Below are 22,212 nucleotides of genomic sequence, written 5' to 3' on the forward strand. Positions count from 1 at the left end.
TGCCGATGCCGGGTGCTCCGGCGCTGTTCAGTGGCGGTGCTCGTGGTCGTCGGATCGGCATAATCACAGGGCTTCGAGGAAGGCGAGCAGGCGGTCGGGCGTGCGGTAGCGGCCGGGTTGTGTGCCGGTCGGAGTTGTTCGGTCGAGGGCTCGCTGCTTGAGTTCCATGTCCGCACGTAGGTAGATCTGAGTCGTGGCGACGCTTTCGTGGCCGAGCCAGAGCGCGATGACGGTGATGTCGACGCCGGCGTGCAGCAGGCGCATGGCGGCGGTGTGCCGCAGGACGTGTGGGGTGATGGTTCTTGCGGTCAGTCGGGGGCATCGCGCGACGTAGACGGCGAGCCGTTGGGCGAGTGCGTCGTGGCTGAGTGCGCCGCTGCGGTTGGTCGGGAACAACACGTCGTCGGGTTCGCCGCCGCGTTCGGCCATCCAGGTTCGGAGCAGGTTGACGGTGTCGGTGGTCAGGGGGGTGGCGCGCCGCTTGCGGCCCTTGCCAAGGCAGCTGACATGGGGTCCTGCGCCGAGATGGGTGTCCCGGCGACGCAGCGCGGTCAGTTCGCCGGCGCGAAGCCCTGTCTGGACGGCCAGGTGCAGCATGGTGTGGTCGCGGCGGCCGGTGCGGGTGGCGCGGTCGGGCTGGTCGAGCAGTTCGTTGGTTTCCTCGTCGGTGAGGAACTCGATGACGCGGTGATCGCCTCGTTTGGCGGGGATGGCCAACACTCGGGTGATGTCGTCGCTGTGCTCGGGGTGGTGCAGCGCGGCGAAGGCGAACAGGGAGTGGATCGCGGCGAGGCGGGCGTTGCGGCTGCGGACGCTGTTGGCCCGCTGTCGTTCCAGGTGATCCAGGAACGCGGCGACTGTGGTCGCGTCCAGGTCGGCGAAGTCCAGCTTGGACAAGGACTTGGCGGTCCTGGTGCTGGCGAACTGCAGCAGCATGCGGATGGCGTCGCGGTAGGCGGCGACGGTGTGCGGACTGGCCTGCCGCTGCGCGATCAGTCGGTTGGTGAAGAAGGCCTGCACCGTGGTCGCGACGGCGGTCATGGCCGTGGTCCTGACGCCGATCGCAGCCTTGGGCGGCCTCGGCCATCAGCTCGGGCGCGGCGTGGAGGTACCAGTACGTGTTCTTCGGCGACACGTGCCCCAGGTAGGTCGACAGCAGAGGTAGCCGGGTGTCGATGTCGGCGCCGTCGCGATACCAGCCCAGCAGGGTGCGGACCGCGAACGTGTGGCGTAGGTCGTGCGGCCGGGGACGGTATGACGGCGAGCGTGGGGCCAGCCCGGCCCGGCGGGCGAGCCGGGCGAAGGTCACGCCGACGTTGAAGACGAGCAGGCGGGTGCCTGCCTGCGACACAAGCAGGGCGGGGCTGACCGGGGTGGGGAACCACGCGTGGCGGATCGCGCGGTAGGCGGTCAGCGCGGCGACGGTGCTGTCGTGCAGCGGCAGCAGGCGCTGCTTGCCGAACTTGGCGTGCCGCACCACCAGGACACCGGCGTCGGCGTCGAGGTCGCTGTCATCGGCGGCCAGCGCCTCGCCCAGACGCATGCCGGTGACCGCGAGCAGCCCGATGAGCGTGCGCATAGTAGCGGTGCGCAGCGGTGTCTTCAGCGACTCGGTCTGCTGTAACAGGGCGGCCAGGTCGGCGTCGGAGTAGAGGTAAGGCACCGCCCGGCGTCCCCGGCTTGGCAGGAGTCCGGGCGGGACGACCGGCACCGTCGGGTCCAGGGTGTGCAGGTAGGCGGCGAAGCTGCGCACCACGGACAGCCGCATTCCCAGCCAGCCCGGGCTGGCCGGCTCCGGCAGCTTCGCCCAGGCCAACGCATCATCGACGGTGAACGCGGTGCGGCCGAGGTCGTCGAGATAGTCGAGGAACTGCACGATCAGCTTCTCATCGCGGCGTAGCCCATAGCCCAGCCCGCGCCGCAGCTTCAGGTAGTCGGCCAGCGCGGCCCGCAGATCGGTGGTCATCGAGTCACCTCCTGCGGCCAAGGCATCGCCAGGCTGCGCAGCGCCGCGATGTCGACCTTGGCGTAGATGGCCGTGGTCAACACGCTGCGGTGACGCAGCACCTGGCCGATCTCGGTCAGCGGCGCCCCCGCGGCCAGCATCGCGGTCGCCGCGCTGTGCCGCAGCCGATGGGCGTAAACAGTGCCCAGCCCGGCGCGGTGCCCGGCCGCGTTGACCACCTGCGTCACGCCGATGCTGGTCAGTCCACGACGCGGGGCCTTCACCCGGACGAACACGCACCGGTCCAGCGCGCCCGCAGGCCGACCCGCTTCGAGATAGTCGACCAAGGCCTGCCCGACGTCGACCGGCAGCGGCAGGCGGTCACGGTGGCCGCCCTTGCCGCGCACCACGACCTCGCCCTGCCTCCAGTCCAGATCGTCGAGCTGCAGCCCCGCGACCTCACCGGCCCGCAGGCCCATACGCGCCAACATGGTCAGGATCGCCCGGTCCCGCAGCCCGTTCACGCTGTGCGTGTCGCACGACGCGAGCAGTGCCGTGACCTGCTCTGCGGGTAGCCCTTTGGGCAGACCCGACGCGCGGTGCGCGACCTTCGGCACGGACACCGACAGATCGGTGTCGGCGACGCCGTCGAGGAACCAGAACCGCAGCAGCGCCCGCAACGCCGACGCGCGACCCTGAACGGTCTTGGGCGCCAACGAACGGGTCAACCCGGACAGGTACGCCGTCACCGTCCGCGCCGACAGCCTCGCCGCGTCAACGCCGTCGCCGACCATCACCGTGGACACGAACGGTCGCACAGACACGACGTAGAACTCGGCGACGTCAGGCTTCACCCCGCGTTCCGCCAGCAAGTACGCCCGGAACCGCTCCACCAGCGCATCGCCAGCCGACACAGCGGCAGGCGGCTCGGCCGGCGCCGCCTGCACGTCACGCAGGTACGACAGCAACGGGTCCAGTGACCGGGATGAACGGCAGGCACGGTAGCCGGCCGCCGCACGAGCCGCGACGTAACGACGCGCCACCTGCCCCGTCAACCCCGCCGCACCCAGCCCTTCACCCGCCAGCCACCGGCTCAGGTGCGCCACCAGCGTCATCCAGTTACGCCGCGTCGCCAAGGTGTAGCCGCGCTGCTCAAGATGCGCGGCGTACCCCGCCGCGTGCGACTCCAAAGGCCCGACCACCCGGGCTCCCAGAAGATCCATCACCACCAACCCCTCCAATCAAAGGAGAGGCCAGCGTCAACCCGCCGCGATTGTGACTGGATAGGTGCGTGGGACCTTGGAATACCGCAAGCGCGCGAGGTGGGTCAGGCGGTTGTGGGGATCCAGGGGCTGCCGGCGGCGGCTCGGGTGAGTGCGTCGAGCATGTTGATGCCGTGTCGGGTGGCGGTGGCGGTGTAGCTGCGGATCGCGGCGAAGTGTTCGGCTCCGGTCATGGTGCGCATGCTGCCGGAGACCTTGATCCGGAGTTTCGGCATGCGGATGGTCCGCTCGGCCGGGTTGTTGTCGAACGGCACGGCCGGGTCGGTGACGAAGCGTAGGTAGTCGGCGCGTCGGTCCCGTAGTCGCACGAACAGGGCGTGGTACTTGCGGTGCAGCTTGTCGGTGCGGGTGGCGGTGGCTGCGGCGCCGAGCACGACGGCCGAGCGCAGCAGGTGGGTCTGTTCGGCGAGGTCGGCCGGGTCGGGTTCGCAGCCGTCGGCGCGGGCCGTGACCGTCAGGCGGTTCAGGTGCCGCAGGGCGTCGATGGCCTGGCCGGCGAGGTCGGCGACCTGCCCGGTGGCGGTGTCGACCACGTAGACCAGTTCGCGTAGGACGTGGGCGTTGCACAGGGCGTGGACCGCGTCGGTGTAGGTGTCGTACGGGGCCCACGCGTCGTGCACGGCGGTGCCGGTGTATCCGGGTAGCACGCCGGCGTCGTCCATTGCGGCGGTGCCGCGTCGGCGGTGCACGGTGAGGAGCACGTCGGTGGGTGTGGAGGCGGAGTGCGGCCAGGCGAGGCGGCCGTCGACGCGTATGCCGGTCTCGTCGAAGTGCGCGACCGGGGCGTGGCGGACGCGGTCACGGATGACGGGGAGCACCGTGTCGATGACGCCGAGGGCGGTGCGGGTGACCCAGGCGGTGATGGTGGCTGGCGCGACGGGCAGGCCGAACAGGTCACGGATCGCGTCGGCGGTGCGGCCGATGGACAGGAACTGTCCGTGGAGCAGGTAGACGCCGATCGCGGCGATCCGTGGTCCGTAGGCGGCGGGCGCGGTGGCCCCGGCGGGTGTCGCGGCGGTGGTGTGGTGCCCGCACGGGCAGGCGACGGTGACGATCTGGTGCTCGGTCACCACGACCCGGGGCTGGGGGATGTCGAACACCTGCCGGCGGGTGACCGTCACCTCGGCGGGGTCGGTCAGGCCGTCACCGCAGCCGCCACAGATGTCCGGCACGTGCCGGACGACCACGTCCGGATCGGCCACCTGGGACAGGGTGGTGCCCTCGCCCCCGGCCGGGCGGCCCGGCCGGCGACCCGAACGGCCCCGCAGCGACTTCGGCGCCGGTTTGGCCAGCCCGTCGCTCGACGGCGGTTTCGACGAGTTGCTCGACGACTGCTTCAACCGGGCCTCAAGCTCAGCGATCCGCGTCAGCGCCTGCTCCAGCCGTGCGGCCAGCCCGGCGTTCAACGCCAGCAGCTCGTCATACGACGGCGGCGGATCGGCGGGCACGGCTGGTCAACCTACCAGCATCCACAGCAGACAGCACCACCGGGATCAGGAACCTATCCAGTCACCCGCGATTATGCCGACAACACCAGAACGGACCTGAACAGCCGCACCGGCATACGCCGCGGCATCGGCATAACCGCGACCTCGGAGTAATGCACGTTATGCCGATATCGGCATAACGTGCACCTGCTGCGGGCGTCGTTCCGGTACGCGGCCCGTCAGCACTGGGACGCGATCGCGAAGGCGTTGCGGCCGGTCTACACCGCAGCGACCGAGCAGGCCGCGCAGCAGCGGTTCCTGGAGTTCGCCGAGGTGTGGGGCGACCGGTACCCGGCGATCGTCAGGCTGTGGACCAACTCGTGGGCGGAGTTCGCGCCGTTCCTGGCCTTCGACGCCGAGATCCGCACGATCGTGTGTTCCACCAACGCAATCGAGAGCGTCAACGCCCGCATCCGCAAGGCGGTCCGCGCCCGTGGCCACTTCCCGAACGAACAGGCCGCGCTCAAGTGCGTGTACCTGGCGGTGATGTCCCTGGACCCCACAGGCACCGGACGCAAACGCTGGGCCATCCGCTGGAAGGCCGCCCTGAACGCCTTCGAGATCGCCTTCGACGGCCGACTCCGTACCGGACGCAAGTAGCTATTTCACCTCAGTTACACCGAAAACTTGACAGAGCCGATGGTGGCTGTCCCGGCCGGTGCAGGTCCGCCAGGCGGCGGACGTGGTGCACCGAGATGCCGTCGGTGTCGCGGCAGATCTCGCATCGGTTCGCCAGCAGCCGGGTGACCAGCTCCTTGTGGCGGACGATGCCCGGGACCGGGACGCAAGTGAGGGCGACCGCTACTCCAGCAACTCGATCGCAGAGACGGGGCAGCAGTCGGCAGCAGCCGCCGCCGCGGCCCACTTCTCGGCGCTCGGGCTGAGGTCCCGCGGCAGTACCAGCATCGTGTCGGGGTCCTGGTCGAAGACCGTCGGCGCGATCGCCGCACACATTCCGGAGCCGATGCACCTGTCGGTGTGCAGGCGAATCTTCACCGCGATGGTTCCTCGACCGGCGCTGACGAGCGGGGCAGCACCGCGTCCCAGCTCACGAGAACCTCGGTGGGGCCTCGTACCGCCGAATGGGTCCGGAAGGGGGTCTCCTCGATCGGCCGGGCCAACCGTAGCGACGGCACCCGCCGAGGCAACGTCCGGAGCATCGTGGAGAGTTCCATGCGGGCGATCTGTCGACCGACGCACGCGTGCGCCCCGTAGCCGAAGCCGACGTGCGCGCCAGGCTGTCGAGCTATGTCGAAGAGATCCGCGTCCGGGTGCAGATCGGTGTCCCGATTCGCGGACTGCACGGCGGCGACCACCAGGTCTCCCGCCGCGATCTTCTCCCCCCCGAGTTCGGTGTCCTCGGTGGCCTGCCGCAGCAGCCCGATCGCCACGCCGAGATAGCGGACGATCTCGTCCGCCGCAGTGTCGGCCAGCGCGGGTTCGGCGACCAGCCGGTCCCAGTCATCCCGCCGGTCGAGGAGCGCGAGCAGGCCGTGACTCAGCAGACTGGCTGTGGTGTCGAAGCCGGCGATGAGGAGGGCACTGTTCATGCCCACCAGCTCGTCGTCACTCAACGGCCGATCGGTCTCCGCGCTGTGCAGGATCATCCGGCTCAGCACGTCGTCCCCGGGGTTCGCCCGGCGCTCCCTGATCTGGGCGTAAAGATATCCGTACAGCGGGCCGAGCGCGCGGCGCGCGTCCTCGATCTTGACGTCGTACCGGAAGACGGCAGCGGCAGCCTCGTGCAAGAGGTGCCGCTCCTCCGGAGGGACCCCGATCAGTTCGGCGATGACCGCGCTGGTGACCCAGTTCGAGAAATGGGTGTGCAGGTCGACCGGAGGGGCCACCTCGACAAACCGGTCGACGGCCTCCTCGACTACCTCGTCGATGAAGGGCTGAAGTTCGGCCAACCGGCGGGCGTGCGAGACCTGCGGTGCCAGGCTGCGACGCATCCGGATGTGCTCAGGGCCGTCAAGTCGCGAGAATTGCTGCTTCATCGGCGCATCGTGGCGAAACGCCGGGAGAATGTGCGCCACAGGAGAGGGTCGCGAGCTGAATCGGCGACCGTCACCCAGCACCTCTCGCACGTCCGCATAACGGCTGACGAGCCACGCGTTGACTCCGGTGGGGCAACTGACCTGAACGACCGGCTGTTCGCGCCTCAGGCGCGCGTACTCCGGATGCGGGTGGAAAGGAAACTTTCCCTCGTCAGGCAATGGCATTGGAGGCAACTGAGCAGGCGCAGCATCAACCATATCTTCCCCCGTGGGCTCATGGCGAACACGTCAACCCTGCCTGCTGATCTCGCTGCAGTCAATGGCTTGTTCGACGCTGGCCGATACACCAGAGGTGGCGACGTGTTTTGAGGCTTATTCAGCAGGGCCTCGATAGCCCACAGTGGACCCCCTGATAAATGAGACGGCCCGCCCTCCCATAGGATGGAGTTACCACACAACAACCAAAGAAAAGCGGACCGCCGAACATGTATCATACCACCGGCTTCACGACCGATCAGATCCGCGACCTCTGCGTGCTGGTCCGCGCCGAATGCCGGAACCTGGGCATGGAACCGTGGCCACCGATCCTCGGCCTCTACCGCGCCCTCGTGGTCACGTTGACCTACATGCGGCGCAACCGCGTCCAAGCGGAGATCGCCGAGGCGCACGGCGTCTCCCAGTCGACGATCTCACGGGCGGTCACCGCCATCACCCCGGTCCTCGACCGCGTGCTGGCGGGGTTCGTGCCGACCGCCGACGAGCTCGACCCGACCGTCCAGTACATCGTCGACGGCACCCTGTTCCCCTGCTGGTCATGGCGCACGGACCGCTGTCTGTACTCCGGCAAGCACAAGACCACGGGCATGAGCGTCCAGGTCGCCTGCACCCTCGACGGCGCGCTCGTCTGGGTCTCCGATCCCGTCACCGGCAACCACCACGACTCGTACGCGATCAACGACACCGGTGTTCTCGTCAGCCTGAATCCTGCAGGCTGGATCGGCGACAAGGGATACGTCGGCAACGGCATGATCACCCCGTACAAGAAGCCCAAGGGCGGCGAGCTCACAGAGTGGCAGAAGGAATACAACAGGCAGGTCAACAAGATCCGCTGGGTCGTCGAACAGGTCATCGCGAATCTGAAGACCTGGAGAATCCTGCACACCGACTACCGCAGACCGCTCGCGACCTTCACAGAAACGATCTCCTGTGCCATCGGGCTGCACTTCTACAGGATCGCCTGTGAATAGACCTCTTTCTTCTCGAACCCGGCGAGCCAACCGGCCGGGCCGGCCACACAGGGCACCCAAAGCACTCGCCCTCCGTAGTTGAAGGATCACTTAAAGTCAGCATGCGGATACCGCGCACCGCCCAGACTTGACTCGAGGGCATAAACTGTATCGGTCTTCCGGACAGGCTGCTGTGGTACGACCGGGCGTGGATACCGCCCGATCCGCAGTTTCCGACGTGCAACCACCGAGTGAAGGGACCTCATGCACCAGCGAACTTGGCCGAACGAACAGGCTGGTAGTCCCGGGTATGGGCACCATCCCAGACCGGGGGGGCGCGAATCTCTATTCCGCCGCCGCCAGCCGGCCCGCTCGCCAACTCCGGCTACGCGCGACGAATGTGTCGAAGAATTTTGGTCGACGCCAGGTGCTGCGTGATGTGTGCCTGGAATTGCACGCTGGCGAGGTCGTCGCCGTCATCGGAGCCAATGGGGCGGGGAAGTCGACTTTCCTCAAGATATGCGCTGGACTCATCTCGCCGAGCAGTGGAGAGGTCCTGGTGGACGGGTCGATTGGCTACTGTCCGCAAACCGGGGGCACGTTCGACTTCCTCCGCCCGGCGGAGCACTTCGTGCTCTTTGGGCGGGCCCGCGGCCTGAAAAGGAAGGCGGCGCTCACCCGAGGGCGGGAGATCGCCGGGTTGCTCGACTGGCGACCGGACGACAGGACACAGAGTCGCCACCTGTCCGGCGGCAATAGGCAGAAGCTGAACGTCATCCTCTCGGTTCTCGGCGGACACGACGTGTTGCTCCTGGACGAGCCCTACCAGGGTTTCGACAAGGGCTCGTACACCGACTTCTGGGACGTCGTCTGGCGGCTGCGGGGAGCGGGTCACGCGGTGATGGTGATCACCCACATGCTGAACGATCTCGACAAGGCAGACCAGGTACTCGATCTCACCCCCGCGGACGCCAGGGGGGCCCGGTGATGATGGCGCCCACCGTTGCCGAGATGGTGCTGCGGGACCTGGCCCGCCGACGGACCGTCCTGGGGCTGCTGTTCGTGCTGCCACTCGCCTTCTACGCGGCGCGCCACGACCAGACGGGGCAGGCAGTTCGGTTCGCCGGGCTCGGGCTCGCCTGGGGCGCGAGCACTGCGGGCCTCTTCTCCGCGAACGCGACCAAGTCCATCGAACCGCGCCTCCGCCTCGTCGGCTATACCTCGTTCCAGTTGTTCGTGGGTCGACTGGTCGCGCTCCTGCTGGTCTCCTGGAGCATCGCCGCCGCGTACTTCGTGATCATCTACATCGACCTCGACGTGGCCCGACCGGGCGCGGTCGCGGCTCTGCTGTTCCTCACCGTCCTGGTCGCGGTGCCGCTGGGCATGCTGATCGGTGCCGTCGTACCCCGCGACCTGGAGGGCACCCTGCTGCTCATCGCCCTGGTCGGCATCCAGATGGTGATCGATCCCGCGTCCGACTCCTCGCGCTACCTGCCGTTCTGGTCCGCCCGGGAGTTGGCGACGTACGCTGTCGACCCGGTGGGCGACGACTACCTGAGCAGGGGGCTCCAACACGGGGCACTTGTCGGCTCGGCGCTCATCGTGGCCACCGCGGCGCTGACAGCGGTGCGGCTCCGCCGCCGAAAGCACCTTCGGGTGCTGAGGTCCTCCGCGACTGCCTGATCAGGACAGAGTCACCGGCTGCGCGGGCCCGCACCCCACCAACCAACGGTGGCGGTGCGGGCTTGCACGTCCGGGACCTGCGCTAGTCGCAACGCCGCTCGGTTAGGGCGGGTGGATGGTTAGCAAGTGTTTGTGATGATATCGATGGCCATGGTGGCTTTGTAGCTGCGTCGGTCTACGTTGGGTCCGCAGGCTTGGTACTTGGAGTTCGAGCGTTTGATCATGCGGGTCTTCACCCGGATCCGACGCTCAGGTAGCAGGTGGGCCAGGACCGCGCGACCGATTGCGCCGACCAGGTCGATGACGGTGTCGGCGAGGACGCCGGCGGCGTGGGTGACCTGGTCGCGGGCGGTGTTCAGGGCGGTGGTGAAGCTGGCCCGGTCAGGGCTGGTGCCGGGCCGGCTGTCGGTGGCGTCGGTCATGGCGGTACGCAGGATCTGGTAGACGACCAGCAGGGCGTAGACCTCCTGGTCGATGCCGTCGGGAGTACGCGCGCGCAGGACCCGGCCGCCGAGGATGCTGGATTTGATCTCCAGGTAGGCTGTTTCGACCTCCCACCGGCGGTGGTACAGCTTTATCAATTCGCTGGCCGGGTGGGTGCGTGGGTCGAGCAGGGTGGTGATCAGCCGGTAGCCGCCCGTACGGACGCCGTCGATGGTCTGGACGCTGATCTCAGCGTCGACGACCCGCACCCGTACCGTGCCGATGGTCGACAGCCAGGATCCGTCGTGGTACCGGCGGATCACCGGCAGGCGGCGGCCGTTCTTGCAGCGGATCAGCAGGTCGGCCCTGGTGGCGGCGAGTGTCTGGATGAGGCACCACCGCACCGACCAGCAGCACCCCCGCCGCGACCAGCACCGCACCGGCGGCCACCAGCACCGACCGCCCGACCCGCCACCGCCGCCACACCGCCGCCGCCAGGTCGGCGGCGGCATAGTTACGGTCGGCCAACAGCAGCATCCCGGCGGCCAGGCTCCGGGCCAGGGAGCGGGCCTGGTCGAGTTCGCTGGTGCCGAGTGGAGCGAACACGGCGTCGATGATCGAGCGGGTGCCGCAGGTCAGCAGGACACTCAGCCGTAGTGCCGGGTAGCCCGCGCCGCCGTGGTTACCCCGTTGTTTGCGGTAACGGACCCGGACCGCCTCGGCGTCGGCGACCGACATCGTGGTCCCGTCGATCGCGGTCACCAGCAGGCCCCGCCACCGCACGGCGTGCGTCGCCGTGGTGACCGCCGGGCCGCGCAGCAGATCGAACAAGGCCCGCAACGGCGTCGACCCGAGCCGCTGACGCGCCTCCCGTAACGTGCCTGAGGCCGGCTCGGTCAGATCCAGCCCGGTCAGACCGGCAGTCAGTTTCTGCCACACCTGCCCGTAGCCGAGTTCGGCGAACAAGCAGCCTGCCAGGACGAGGTAGACCACGACCCGGGCCGGGAGTATGAGGGGCCTCGCGTTTTCCGGACAGTGGTTCGGCCGGTTCTTTCACGCCGCGATTTGAAGGTTCTCGAACTCTGCGTGGACTTCCCGGGGAGGTCGGTAGCCCACCGCTGAATGCAGACGCTGACGATTGTACCAGAATTCGATGTAGGCAGTAACGTCCCGGCGTGCCGCCTCACGAGTGGGATACTTCACACGCGACACGCGTTCGTTCTTCAGCGCACCGAAGAACGATTCCGCCATCGCATTGTCGAAACAAGTTCCGGTCCGGCCAGCAGATCGCCGCAACCTCAGATCCCGCAGCGTTCTGCCGTAGTCGTCCGACATGTAGTTGCTGCCCCGGTCCGAATGAAAGATGGCGTTCTTCCTGAGTTCGCGATTCCGGGCGGCGTTACGGATGGCGCGGGATATCAACGGCGTCTGGTAGTGGTCGTCCATCGCGTATCCGATGACTTCCTTCGTGCAGCAGTCGATGACGGTCGCCAGATACAGCCACCCCTCGCCGGTCGGGATGTACGTGATGTCGCCGACGAGCTTCTCGCCAGGCGCGTCGGCGGTGAACTCCCGGCCGACGAGGTCAGGCACCGTGCCGGACGACGACTGGGTGAGACCCCACCGCCTCGGGCGGGGCTGGCACGGCACGAGCCCGAGCTCGCGCATCAGCTGGCGGACGAGTTCCGGCCCGGCGGACACGCCCTGGCGCCGCAGTTGCGCGTGGACACGTCGATGCCCGTAGGTGCCGTCGGACGCGGCGAACACCTCCTCGATGGCCGATCGAAGGTGGGCGCGGCGGGTGGCGGTCGCGGAGTCGGGGCGGGTTCGCCATTCGTAGTATCCGGACCTGGACACGCCGAGTTGTTCGCACATGAAGTCGACGGGGTAGGCGTACTTCGCGGTGTCGAGTCGCATCGTCTCGATGAACTCGTACAAGCTCGTTACCGAGGGTCCTTCGCGAAGTACGCCGCGGCTTTTTTCAGGAAGCTGTTCTCCATTTCGAGTTCCCGGTTGCGACGTTCGAGTTCCTTCAGTCGAGCGCGCTCGTCGACGCCGATCGGTGGGCTGTCCTGGGCGCCGCTGTTTTCCCGCCGGTACTGGCGGACCCAGGAACGGAGCGTCTCCGGGTGAACGTCGATCTCCCGGGCAACCTGCGACACTGGCTTGTTCGACTGTAGAACGAGTTGCACTGCTTCTTCACGGAACTCTGGGGTGTATGAGCTTATGCGTGCCATCGCGCTTCTTCCCTCGACTTTCCTTACAGGGTAACCTTATTGGCTCCCTGTCCGGAATCCTCGGGGCACCTCAGTAGCCGGATCCGCTGCTGGGTACGACGGGTCGCGGCGAGGACCTCATCGACCATCTCGAAGGGCAGGAACTGGGTCAACTCACCCAGATGACCCGGCGCGAACACACCTGCGGCTACCCGCACCCGTCCGAGGAATGGCAATCTGATCGACCAAAGCGGAGTTCCTGGTCTCGAGGCTGTCTTGGAGTGACTCACCTCGTTACAGGAACTCCGCTTTCCCATGCCCGACCGACACACCCTTGACCGCCGCCGCAACGGCTTAACCGAGCTGCGTTGGCGCTAGTCGCCCGTCAGGTCACGACCGATGGTGAGGCTCGCCACGACGAAGGCCACGCCGGCCCACACGGCGGCGATCAGGAAGCCACGGCTGTCGCCCGCTCCGGCGCTGATGATCGACGTGAATGGCAGAGGCAGCTTCAGCCTGCCGATCAGACCCTCGACAAAGATGAACCAGCCCGCGCTTCCGAGCAGGAGCCACGTCGAGCGGCGAACGATGGAGGCGCACGAGGCAGCCAGAATCGCCACGATCGGCACCACCGTCAGCAGCTCCGTATACGGCGCCGAATCACCCTTGACCAGTACGACGAGGCCACTGATCGCGACGAAGGCGGTGGCTACGACGATGGCCGCCATCAGCTGCCCACCGAGCACCACCGTCCGCCTGGGTTGCGAGAGGTAGAGCAGGAAGGCCGTGCGGTGCTGATAGTGCTGCGCCACGATCATCGCGGCGAAGCCGAAGGCGCCCATGCCGGCCAGCAGCGCCCAGGCGTCGATGTTCACCGCGCCGAGGAGCAGGCCCAGCAGGGTGAGCACGGTCAGCGAGATCGAACTGGACCGGATCGTCGCGGTTCGGTAGAGGTCGCTACGGAGGATGGAGATCATCGGCTGCCCGCCATAGTGAGGAAGATCTGCTCCAGATCCGGTGTGTCGACTGTCAGTTCGTGCAGCGGCACCCGCGCCTGGAAGGCGATCTCGCCGGCGTCCTCGGACGTCAGCCCCATCACCTCCAAGACGTCGCCGTTCCGTGTCACCTGCCCCCCGGCGCTCTCCAAAACGTGCCACAATCGCCGCTGGTCGCGGCTGCGGATCCGCAGCCGGGAGGCCACGTTGTCGTAGAGGCTCGCGAGCGGCGCCTCGCAGGTGACCCGCCCCTTGACGATGACCACGACGTCGTCGATGAGATGGGCCAACTCAGCAAGCAGGTGGCTCGAAAGAAGGACCGTTCCGCCCCGGTTGGCATGGTTGCGCAGCAGCCCGCGCATCCACGCCACGCCCTCCGGGTCGAGGCCGTTCGCCGGCTCGTCCAGCACGAGGACCGGTGGGTCACACAGCAGCGCGCTGGCGACCGCCAGCCGCTGCCGCATGCCCAGCGAGTACTGGCCGGTGCGCTGATCGGCCGCATGCGTTAGGTCGACGTCGCCGAGCAGTGTGTCGACGCGCGACCGGCTGGCACCCACGATGATCGCTTGTGAGGCGAGATGCGCTCGGCCGGACTGACCGGGGTGGCTAATCCCCTGTTCGAGGACGGCACCCACCTCCCTCGATGGGTGCTTCAGGTCGCGGAACCGCCGGTGGTTGATGCGTGCCTCACCCGAGGTCGGACGCGCTAACCCGAGCAGCATCCGGAGGGTCGTCGTCTTCCCGGAGCCGTTGAGCCCGAGGAAACCGGTGACGCGACCGGGTCGCGCCTCGAAGCTGACCCTGTCCACCGCGCGTACGCGGCCATAAGACTTCGTCAATCCGATTGCTTGAATCATTGCTGTTGAAGACCTTCGTGAGGGGTCAATGGGTCCGTCGGCTCAACTCGCAGGCCATCTGCCCCAATACCTCCCTACAGCCGTCAGCGGCGCTCATTTCTCTCAACGCCGCAACGGCCTGCTCGGTGCGGCGATCAATCATCTCTTCTACACGACGCAGCCCTCCGGTATCCATGATGATCTCACGAAGCCGCTTGGCGCCCGCGTCGTCGAGGTCGGGATTGCCGTGCAGATCTTCGATGACCTGCGCCTGCGCGGCGGAGGCGGACTGCCGGACCAGCGCCATCAGAACAGTCGCCTTGCCGTCCCGAAGGTCGGTCAGCGCGGACTTCCCGGTCACCGCGTCGTCACCGAACACGCCGAGAACGTCATTGCGCAGTTGGAAGGCCTCACCGACAGCGATGCCGTAGCGGGACAGGACCTCCATTTCGGCGGCGCTCGCACCGGCCAGCGCAGCACCGATCTGCAACGGCCGCTCCACTGTATACTTGGCAGACTTGAGCAACAAAATCTTGAAGCATCCGTCTAGTACGGCAGCCGCCATTTGCTAGTTGACCAGGGCGTATTCGCGGTTGAGGCGGGTGCGTTGGTGGAACCAGCGGGCGCGGGCCTGGTGTCGTCGTCGCCAGGTCAGCCAGTTGAGGGCGTGGTCGGGTGGTTGTGGGTGGTGGAGGACGTCGGCGAGAAGCCGTCCGATCTCGGGCACGGTCAGTGGGATCAGTCCGGGCTCGGCCGGTGGCGGCTGGTCGGGTGTGGCCGGTGGGGGTGCCTGGCTGTCGGTGCGGTGGCGTAACCGCGCGGCGGTGACCGCGCAGACGGCGAGAGCGGCCATGACCAGTACGGTGTGCCGGGCGATCGCGTCGTGGAGGCGGGCCTGGCACTGGTCCAGGCCGAAGTGGTCCTTGCCGAACTCGAAGCATTCCTCGACCGGCCACCGCAGCCCGGCGGCGCGGACCAGCCGCGACACGACCACCGGTTGCCCCTCGGGCACGAAGCAGTAGTGGAACGCCAGTTCGCCGGTGGCCAGGTGACGGCGCACGAGGAGGTGGTGGCGGGGTGAGGCGGTGGCGATCCATGCCCACGCGTACCAGCGGTGTCCCTTCGACCCGGCACCGGCCGAGCGGACCTGCCAGCCACGACCGCGCCTGCCGGCGAGTTCCGTAACGGCTTGCGCGCAGGTCAGCCTGTCACCGGACGGCGTCTGGATCACGCACGTCGAGGCGACCCGCAGCACGTACGCCTGCCCACGGGCTTCGAGGAACTCCCTCAGTTCGGTGCAGCCGCCGTACACCTCGTCACCGCAGATCACGTCGAAGGTCAGCTCGTCGGCGTAGGCGTGGGTGCACAGGTCGATCGCGAGTTGGCCCTTCGTGCGGAACTGCGTGTCCGTCGGCAGCCCTGTCCGCGCGGCGGTGTCCGGGTCGGTGATCTGCTCGGCGGGGATCCACCGCCGGGCTGCGACCAGGGCGTGCCCGGTCCGTTCCCGCACATAGGCCAGGTGGACCGTGTTGATGCCGTTGGCGACCCGACCGGCGCAGCCCATGTACTGCCGTTTCACCCCGGCCGTCGCCGTGCCCTGCTTCGGGTGCCCGGTCTCGTCCAACGCCCCGACCGCCAGCCCACGCCGCCGCCGACGGCCGGCAGCGGTGTCCAACCCGGCCGCCGCGTACCGCCGTACCTGGCTCGCCATACCCTCGGTGTCCCACACCGCCCTGTTCAACAACCGCTGGGTCCGGTCCGGCGTGGCATCCCCGACATGAGGGGCCTCGCGTTTTCCGGACAGTGGTTCGGCCGGTTCTTTCACGCCGCGATTTGAAGGTTCTCGAACTCTGCGTGGACTTCCCGGGGAGGTCGGTAGCCCACCGCTGAATGCAGACGCTGACGATTGTACCAGAATTCGATGTAGGCAGTAACGTCCCGGCGTGCCGCCTCACGAGTGGGATACTTCACACGCGACACGCGTTCGTTCTTCAGCGCACCGAAGAACGATTCCGCCATCGCATTGTCGAAACAAGTTCCGGTCCGGCCAGCAGATCGCCGCAACCTCAGATCCCGCAGCGTTCTGCCGTAGTCGTCCGACATGTAGTTGCTGCCCCGGTCCGAATGAAAGATGGCGTTCTTCCTGAGTTCGCGATTCCGGGCGGCGTTACGGATGGCGCGGGATATCAACGGCGTCTGGTAGTGGTCGTCCATCGCGTATCCGATGACTTCCTTCGTGCAGCAGTCGATGACGGTCGCCAGATACAGCCACCCCTCGCCGGTCGGGATGTACGTGATGTCGCCGACGAGCTTCTCGCCAGGCGCGTCGGCGGTGAACTCCCGGCCGACGAGGTCAGGCACCGTGCCGGACGACGACTGGGTGAGACCCCACCGCCTCGGGCGGGGCTGGCACGGCACGAGCCCGAGCTCGCGCATCAGCTGGCGGACGAGTTCCGGCCCGGCGGACACGCCCTGGCGCCGCAGTTGCGCGTGGACACGTCGATGCCCGTAGGTGCCGTCGGACGCGGCGAACACCTCCTCGATGGCCGATCGAAGGTGGGCGCGGCGGGTGGCGGTCGCGGAGTCGGGGCGGGTTCGCCATTCGTAGTATCCGGACCTGGACACGCCGAGTTGTTCGCACATGAAGTCGACGGGGTAGGCGTACTTCGCGGTGTCGAGTCGCATCGTCTCGATGAACTCGTACAAGCTCGTTACCGAGGGTCCTTCGCGAAGTACGCCGCGGCTTTTTTCAGGAAGCTGTTCTCCATTTCGAGTTCCCGGTTGCGACGTTCGAGTTCCTTCAGTCGAGCGCGCTCGTCGACGCCGATCGGTGGGCTGTCCTGGGCGCCGCTGTTTTCCCGCCGGTACTGGCGGACCCAGGAACGGAGCGTCTCCGGGTGAACGTCGATCTCCCGGGCAACCTGCGACACTGGCTTGTTCGACTGTAGAACGAGTTGCACTGCTTCTTCACGGAACTCTGGGGTGTATGAGCTTATGCGTGCCATCGCGCTTCTTCCCTCGACTTTCCTTACAGGGTAACCTTATTGGCTCCCTGTCCGGAATCCTCGGGGCACCTCAACCCCACCCCTGAGGTCCAGGTATTGCCCCCTCAACACCTCCGACCGCATGCGGTGGTAGTAGGGCAGGGCCCGTTGCACGTCGTCGGCGGGCAACCCGCAGGAGAGGAAGATCTCGTCGGCCCACACCAGACAGAGATTACCCCAGATGATCGCCGCGCTGTCGGCGCTCCGACCGGCGTCACCACGCCAGCCGCGACGCCGGTGACGATCGGCGAGGCTGACATGTAGCGCGGGCATCCCCCGGCGGACATCGCTGCAGTCCATCACGTCGTCCTGGATCAGCGCGAAGGCGTGGAACAACTCGAGCGCCGCTGCCACCCGGGCGATTCCCGGCAGGTCCCTACCGCCGTGGATGGACCAGCCGAGATGACACATGAACGGTCGTGTTCGCTTGCCCGAGTTCATCGTCAGCCGCCTCACCAGGGACACGTCATGCACCCAGTCCGGGTCGCTGTCGGCGTCCCGGACGGCGGCGAACGTGTCGTTGAGCACGTCGTCCACATCCTGACGCGCCACGCTCATGCTCCGCGCCATCGATACTGCGGTGATCACCTCGTCGATGTTCGTCATGGGTCCCTAATGAGTTCTGGGAGTGAGCCATCCGGCAAACTCCTGGTGGGTAGGTAGCCGCCAGCCGGTGAGCACTCCGGGTTCCTGGACGTCGAGTCCTGACGAAAGATCGTGCCCCGGCTGGTCGGTGTGGAGAGTTGATCGCTGATGGGATGTCGTGCCCGCCCGGTCGCGGCGTGAGCACTGCTTCATTAGGTCGCTGATGGTTCTCCTCCTGGCTACCAGCGGTGATCGACTCAATAGGCGGGAGAGACGTTGCTGTTCATAGGAGATGACTGGGCGGAGGACCACCACGACGTCGAGCTCATGGACGCCTCCGGCCGCAGGCTGGCCAAGGCGAGGCTGCCCGAGGGCATCGCCGGCATCACCAGGCTCCACGCGATGATCGGCACGGCGCTCGGCGACGACATCGACGCCGACGCTGCTGCTGCTCAGGTAAAGATCGGTATCGAGACCGATCGGGGCCCGTGGGTGCAGGCGCTGGTCGCCGCCGGGTACACGGTGTACCCGGTCAACCCGTTGCAGGCGGCCCGCTACCGGGAACGTCTGGCGGTGTCCCGGGCCAAGAGCGACGCCGCCGACGCGCACATGCTGGCCGACATGGTGCACACCGACTCGCACCAACTGAGCCCGATGGCCGGAGACTCGGCGGACGCCGAGGCGGTCAAGGTCGTCACCCGGATGCACAAGACGCTGATCTGGGAACGCACCCGTGCTGTGCAGCGGCTGCGGCACGCGCTGCGGGAGTACTTCCCTGCGGCGTTGGAGGCGTTCGAGGACCTCGACGCCGCTGACACCCTGCAACTCCTCGCGAAGGCCCCTGATCCGGCCAGCGCCGCCCGGCTGAGTATCAGCCAGATCAGCGCCGCTCTCAAACGGGCCCGGCGCCGTGACGTCGCGGCCAAGGCCGCGTCGATCCAGGCGGTGCTGCGTGCCGAGCACCTCGGCCAGCCGGCCGTGGTCACCACCGCCTACGCCGCGTCGGTGCGCGCCCTGGTCGCCCTGCTGGTCACTCTCAACGAGCAGGTCAAGGCCCTGCAAGGGCAGGTGGAGGACCATTTTGGCCGGCACCCGGACGCTGAGATCATCCTGTCCCAGCCCGGACTGGGTGCCGTCCTCGGCGCCCGGGTGCTCGCCGAGTTCGGTGACGACCACGACCGCTACGCCACCGCGAAGGCCCGGAAGAACTACGCCGCGACCAGCCCGATCACCCGCGCGTCCGGGAAGAAGAGGACCGTCGCGGCCCGGTTCGTCCACAACGACCGGCTCATCGACGCCCTGATGACCCAGGCGTTCTCCGCGTTGAAGGCCTCGCCGGGTGCCCGCGCCTACTACGACCGGCAACGTGCCCGCGGCGCCAGCTACAACGCCGCGCTGCGCCAACTCGCCAACCGGCTCGTCGGCACCCTGCACGGATGCCTGAAGACCGGCACCGTCTACGACGAGGCGACCGCGTGGTCGCATCACCTCAGCAAGGCTGCTGCTTGACATTCAAGCTCCTGGGATGTCTTTCGGCATGGATCCCGGCTCGCCGCGCGGCGGCGACGCCGCCGATCGAGGCGCTGCGCGAGAGCGCGGCGGAACCCCGGGGCGTAAGCCCGGCGCGGACGGCGAGCGGGCTCGTGCTCGCCGCGGTGGCGATCGCTGGAGGAGCTGTAGCTGTCGTGCGCTCGAACGCGACGTGGGTCATGCTCGTCGCTGTCATCGTCCCGGCGCTCGTGCTGTGCGGCCCGGCGATCGTGACCGCCGCATCGCGAGGGAGCGCTCGGGTGGCACGCCGCGTCGCAGGTGTGGGTGGCTCGATCGCAGCGGGCAACCTGGCTGCGAGCCCTCGTCGATCGGCGTCGACGGCGCTCGCGCTCATGCTCGGCACCGCGATGGTGACGATGTTCGCGGTCTTCGCGAGTTCACTGACGAGCGCGGTCGGGACGGACGTTCGGGACGGACTGCAGGCAGACCTGGTGGTCACGTCGGCGACCGCCGACTTCCCGACGATCGACCCGACCCTGGCCGGCCGGATCACAGAGCTGCCCGACGTCGACGCAGTCGCCGCGCTGTCCGTCACCGAAGGGATCGTGGCAGGCAAAGCCGAGGCGGTCGGCGGCATCGACCCGACGACACTGCCCACCATGTTCGACCTCGACCCGATCGCCGGCGACCTCGCCGACCTGAGCGCGGGGGGCGTGGCCGTGGTCGGCGACGACCCGACGCTGCTCGGCGACACCCTCGCGATCGAGTTCGAACGCTCGACACTCGAGGCGCCGATCGTCGCCGTGGTCGCGAGAAGCACCGGCGGTTTCGAAGCCCCTTTGTACTTCGTCGACCGTCAGACACTCGACACCCTGGTCGGCCGCCTGCTCGACGCTCGGTTGTTCGTCGGCCTCGCCGACGGAGCGGTCGCAGACGCCGACGAGGACGTGAGGGCGCTGGTCCGAGCCACGCCTGGGGCATTCTTCGAGACTCGGGCGGAACACGTCGCCAACAGCGGGAGCGGAATCGCCGCGTTCCGCAACTTCATCGACGGGATGCTCCTCCTCGCCGGCTTCATCGCGCTCCTCGGAGTCGCCAACACCACGGCGCTCGCGATCGATGAACGCTCCGGAGAGCTCGGGCTGCTGCGAGCCGTCGGCGCGACTCGCCGCGAGCTGCGTCGGATCGTGCGGCTCGAGGTGGCGCTCCTGTCGTTCGTGGCAGCATCGATCGGTATCGCCGTCGCAGTCGGTCTCGGCTGGGCGCTGATCGACGTCGCCGGTGGTACGGAGATCCCGTCCGTCGTCGTACCGTGGCCCCGCCTCGCGGCAACGCTCGTCGTCGCGGTCGCAGCCGGCGTCGCCGCTGCGGCGTGGCCCGCGTTCCGGGTCTCCCGGGTACCCGTGCTCGAGCTGGCGGGCCGGAACCACTGATGCGCAGGTCCCGGCACCTGGACCGGGCTAGGGATCAGAAGGTCGCACCAATCGACAACCGACTCGTTGGTGAGATGGCCTCGATACTCGCTGGCTGCGGTCGGCGTAGTGGTCAGCCCTGGTGGCGGGGCCTGCTCTTGAGCCGACGGCTGAACTCCCGGGCGATCTCCCGGTTCGCCTCCCGTTCGGCGATGGCCTGTCGCTTGTCGAAACTACGCCGGCCCTTCGCAAGGCCGAGTTCGACCTTCGCCCAACCGTTCTCGAAATACAACGACAGCGGTACGAGTGTCAGGCCACCCTCCCGGAGGCGCTCCAGGATTCGATCGATCTCCACCCGACGCAGCAGCAACTTCCGGGTACGCCGGGGCTGATGGTTCGTCCAACTCCCGAAGCCGTACTCGGCGATGTGCAGCCCGTACAGCATGATCTCCCGGTCCCTCTCCTGCGCGAAGGCGTCCACCAGCGACACCCGACCGGCACGCAACGACTTCACCTCGGTGCCGACCAGGACCACCCCAGCCTCGTAGGTGCGCAGGATCTGGTAGTCGTGCCGTGCCCTCTTGTTCGTGGCCACCAGCAGGTGACTGCTCTCGCCGGACCTACCCATGGAAACCATCACCTCGCTGCTTTACCTCACCCACCAGGGTATCGGGGGCGCGGTGTGCAGCGGGGCCGACGCAGGAATCCGAACCCGGTACGCATCGAATGTCGTACCCGGCGGGCACCATGACCGCATGGCTGCCCGCGCCCTGCCGGCGGCCGCCGCGCGCAGCGTCGCGCAGGCACGCGCAGGCACGAGCCGACGCGGGGCGGATCGCCGAGGTCACCGCCGGCTGGGCGGGCCGGTTGGAGCAGACGCGACAGCGCAGCGCCCGCGAGCACGCCAGCGACCTGCGGGTGCTGACCGACGCCCTCACGGAGGTCTGGGCCGAGCTTGAGCGGCGGATCCCGTCGGCCAGCGACCCGGCGCTGGCACGGCTGCGGGCCGCACATGTACCTGCCGCGGCGCTGACCGCGCTGACGGAGTCGTTGGGCAGTCCGGTCTGTCCTACAAATGCCACCGGCCCCAGAAATGGTGCACCCGGCCGAAGGGCCGGTAAGACGCCCCTACCCGGTCCTCTTGAGTCGAGACATACCGGGTAGAGGTCTGGTCGTAGCGATTGCGGAAGGCACGGATGAAGTTGCTGCTGTCGGCGAACTGCCAACGGGCGGCAACCTCGGAAGCCGGCTAGCCGGCAGTCAAGGCTCTGCGTGCCTCCTCCGGGCGGCGGCGAACAATCTCGTCGCCAGCTGTGCCGCCGACACGCCGCAACAACTGGTCGACCAGGTCAGGACCTGGATGCGGCGAAAGGCCGAAGCGACGGCCCCGCCTATTTGATCGATCCCTTGCGGAGTCGGTACGAGAACCGGCAAATCCCAGCTCACCGCGTAGGTTCCCGGGCAGCCCGGTCACGTGACGCTTGTCTGCCGGCGCGCTCCTCCCGGCAGTGCCGCAAGTACCCAGAGCCCAGTCGTCACCAAGAGTTCATCTTCCCGCACCGGTCGGCGGATCGACCATCACCGGTCGG

General features: G+C 67.8%; 19 protein-coding genes and 4 pseudogenes. 6 read left to right on the forward strand and 17 right to left on the reverse strand.

Features of this window, described 5'->3' with window-relative positions:
• Positions 1-63 precede the first annotated feature (63 nt).
• From O7608_RS02500 to tnpC, 4 genes and pseudogenes are all read right to left on the reverse strand, one after another.
• Positions 64-1,041, reverse strand: coding sequence for a tyrosine-type recombinase/integrase (locus O7608_RS02500; protein ID WP_289208445.1), 978 nt, complete (start codon positions 1,039-1,041; stop codon positions 64-66).
• A gap of 112 nt (positions 1,042-1,153) precedes the next feature.
• Positions 1,154-1,966: pseudogene (locus O7608_RS31910) on the reverse strand (tyrosine-type recombinase/integrase); the annotation flags it as partial.
• Positions 1,963-3,168, reverse strand: coding sequence for a tyrosine-type recombinase/integrase (locus O7608_RS02510; RefSeq protein ID WP_289208447.1), 1,206 nt, complete (start codon positions 3,166-3,168; stop codon positions 1,963-1,965). The gene O7608_RS02510 and the pseudogene O7608_RS31910, both read right to left, overlap by 4 nt.
• A 104-nt stretch (positions 3,169-3,272) precedes the next feature.
• Positions 3,273-4,676, reverse strand: coding sequence for an IS66 family transposase (tnpC, locus tag O7608_RS02515; protein ID WP_289208448.1), 1,404 nt, complete (start codon positions 4,674-4,676; stop codon positions 3,273-3,275).
• A 180-nt stretch (positions 4,677-4,856) separates the two neighbouring features.
• Between tnpC and O7608_RS02520 the strand changes: the two are divergent.
• Positions 4,857-5,315: pseudogene (locus O7608_RS02520) on the forward strand (transposase); the annotation flags it as partial.
• Between the two features lie 201 nt (positions 5,316-5,516).
• Here the strand turns inward: O7608_RS02520 and O7608_RS02525 are convergent.
• Together O7608_RS02525 and O7608_RS02530 are read right to left on the reverse strand one after the other, a co-directional pair.
• Positions 5,517-5,711, reverse strand: coding sequence for a ferredoxin (locus O7608_RS02525; protein ID WP_289208449.1), 195 nt, complete (start codon positions 5,709-5,711; stop codon positions 5,517-5,519).
• Positions 5,708-6,937 (reverse strand): cytochrome P450, encoded by a 1,230-nt coding sequence (locus O7608_RS02530; RefSeq protein WP_289208450.1) that lies wholly within the window; start codon positions 6,935-6,937, stop codon positions 5,708-5,710. Before O7608_RS02530 ends, O7608_RS02525 begins: the two co-directional genes overlap by 4 nt.
• Positions 6,938-7,197: 260 nt before the next feature.
• Here O7608_RS02530 and O7608_RS02535 point away from each other — a divergent pair, with 260 nt between their 5' ends.
• The 3 genes from O7608_RS02535 (at position 7,198) to O7608_RS02545 (ending at position 9,621) form a co-directional block, all read left to right on the forward strand.
• A complete protein-coding gene (locus O7608_RS02535; protein WP_289205445.1) occupies positions 7,198-7,959 on the forward strand; it encodes a transposase family protein in 762 nt (253 codons plus the stop codon).
• 289 nt (positions 7,960-8,248) lie between these two features.
• A complete protein-coding gene (locus tag O7608_RS02540; RefSeq protein ID WP_289208451.1) occupies positions 8,249-8,926 on the forward strand; it encodes an ATP-binding cassette domain-containing protein in 678 nt (225 codons plus the stop codon).
• Positions 8,926-9,621, forward strand: coding sequence for an ABC transporter permease (locus tag O7608_RS02545; RefSeq protein WP_289210751.1), 696 nt, complete (start codon positions 8,926-8,928; stop codon positions 9,619-9,621). The genes O7608_RS02540 and O7608_RS02545 overlap by 1 nt, the downstream gene beginning before the upstream one ends.
• Positions 9,622-9,740: 119 nt before the next feature.
• On the opposite strand, the gene O7608_RS02550 is transcribed toward O7608_RS02545, so the two are convergent.
• The 10 genes and pseudogenes from O7608_RS02550 to O7608_RS02595 form a co-directional block, all read right to left on the reverse strand.
• Entirely contained in the window at positions 9,741-10,313 is a 573-nt protein-coding gene (locus O7608_RS02550; protein WP_289208452.1) for a transposase, read from the reverse strand.
• Positions 10,294-11,055, reverse strand: a complete 762-nt coding sequence (locus O7608_RS02555) for a transposase domain-containing protein (RefSeq protein WP_289210752.1) — start codon at positions 11,053-11,055, stop codon at positions 10,294-10,296. The genes O7608_RS02550 and O7608_RS02555 overlap by 20 nt, the downstream gene beginning before the upstream one ends.
• A gap of 42 nt (positions 11,056-11,097) precedes the next feature.
• A protein-coding gene (locus O7608_RS02560; protein ID WP_421359974.1) for an IS3 family transposase occupies positions 11,098-12,281 on the reverse strand; the annotation gives its coding sequence in 2 pieces (ribosomal slippage) (positions 11,098-12,026 and positions 12,026-12,281; 1,185 coding nt in all).
• Positions 12,282-12,352: 71 nt separating this feature from the next.
• Positions 12,353-12,502: pseudogene (locus O7608_RS02565) on the reverse strand (transposase domain-containing protein); the annotation flags it as partial.
• A gap of 132 nt (positions 12,503-12,634) precedes the next feature.
• On the reverse strand, positions 12,635-13,237 hold the full coding sequence (locus O7608_RS02570; protein WP_289208453.1) for a hypothetical protein: 603 nt from the start codon (positions 13,235-13,237) through the stop codon (positions 12,635-12,637).
• Positions 13,234-14,112, reverse strand: a complete 879-nt coding sequence (locus tag O7608_RS02575) for an ABC transporter ATP-binding protein (protein WP_289208454.1) — start codon at positions 14,110-14,112, stop codon at positions 13,234-13,236. The genes O7608_RS02570 and O7608_RS02575 overlap by 4 nt, the downstream gene beginning before the upstream one ends.
• Before the next feature lie 25 nt (positions 14,113-14,137).
• A complete protein-coding gene (locus O7608_RS02580) occupies positions 14,138-14,656 on the reverse strand; it encodes a polyprenyl synthetase family protein (protein ID WP_289208455.1) in 519 nt (172 codons plus the stop codon).
• A 3-nt stretch (positions 14,657-14,659) separates the two neighbouring features.
• Positions 14,660-15,877, reverse strand: a pseudogene (locus O7608_RS02585) (IS701 family transposase); the annotation flags it as partial.
• 35 nt (positions 15,878-15,912) lie between these two features.
• Positions 15,913-17,096 (reverse strand): IS3 family transposase gene (locus tag O7608_RS02590; protein ID WP_421359974.1). Its coding sequence is split into 2 segments (ribosomal slippage): positions 15,913-16,841 and positions 16,841-17,096, totalling 1,185 coding nucleotides; the frame shifts between segments, so codons are not numbered across the junction.
• A 36-nt stretch (positions 17,097-17,132) separates the two neighbouring features.
• On the reverse strand, positions 17,133-17,741 hold the full coding sequence (locus O7608_RS02595) for a polyprenyl synthetase family protein (protein ID WP_289208457.1): 609 nt from the start codon (positions 17,739-17,741) through the stop codon (positions 17,133-17,135).
• Between the two features lie 255 nt (positions 17,742-17,996).
• On the opposite strand from O7608_RS02595, the gene O7608_RS02600 reads away from it, so the two are divergent.
• Together O7608_RS02600 and O7608_RS02605 are read left to right on the forward strand one after the other, a co-directional pair.
• Entirely contained in the window at positions 17,997-19,229 is a 1,233-nt protein-coding gene (locus tag O7608_RS02600) for an IS110 family RNA-guided transposase (protein WP_289208458.1), read from the forward strand.
• The gene (locus O7608_RS02605; protein WP_289208459.1) at positions 19,226-20,644 is read left to right on the forward strand and encodes an FtsX-like permease family protein; all 1,419 of its coding nucleotides are present in this window, start codon (positions 19,226-19,228) and stop codon (positions 20,642-20,644) included. Before O7608_RS02600 ends, O7608_RS02605 begins: the two co-directional genes overlap by 4 nt.
• 112 nt (positions 20,645-20,756) lie before the next feature.
• Here O7608_RS02605 and smpB read toward each other — a convergent pair whose 3' ends face one another.
• Complete coding sequence (gene smpB / locus O7608_RS02610; protein ID WP_289208460.1) at positions 20,757-21,251, reverse strand: SsrA-binding protein SmpB; 495 nt, start codon at positions 21,249-21,251, stop codon at positions 20,757-20,759.
• Positions 21,252-22,212: the final 961 nt, after the last annotated feature.

The sequence above is a fragment of the Solwaraspora sp. WMMA2056 genome (genome assembly GCF_030345095.1).
In the GTDB taxonomy this organism is placed as follows: Bacteria; Actinomycetota; Actinomycetes; order Mycobacteriales; family Micromonosporaceae; genus Micromonospora_E.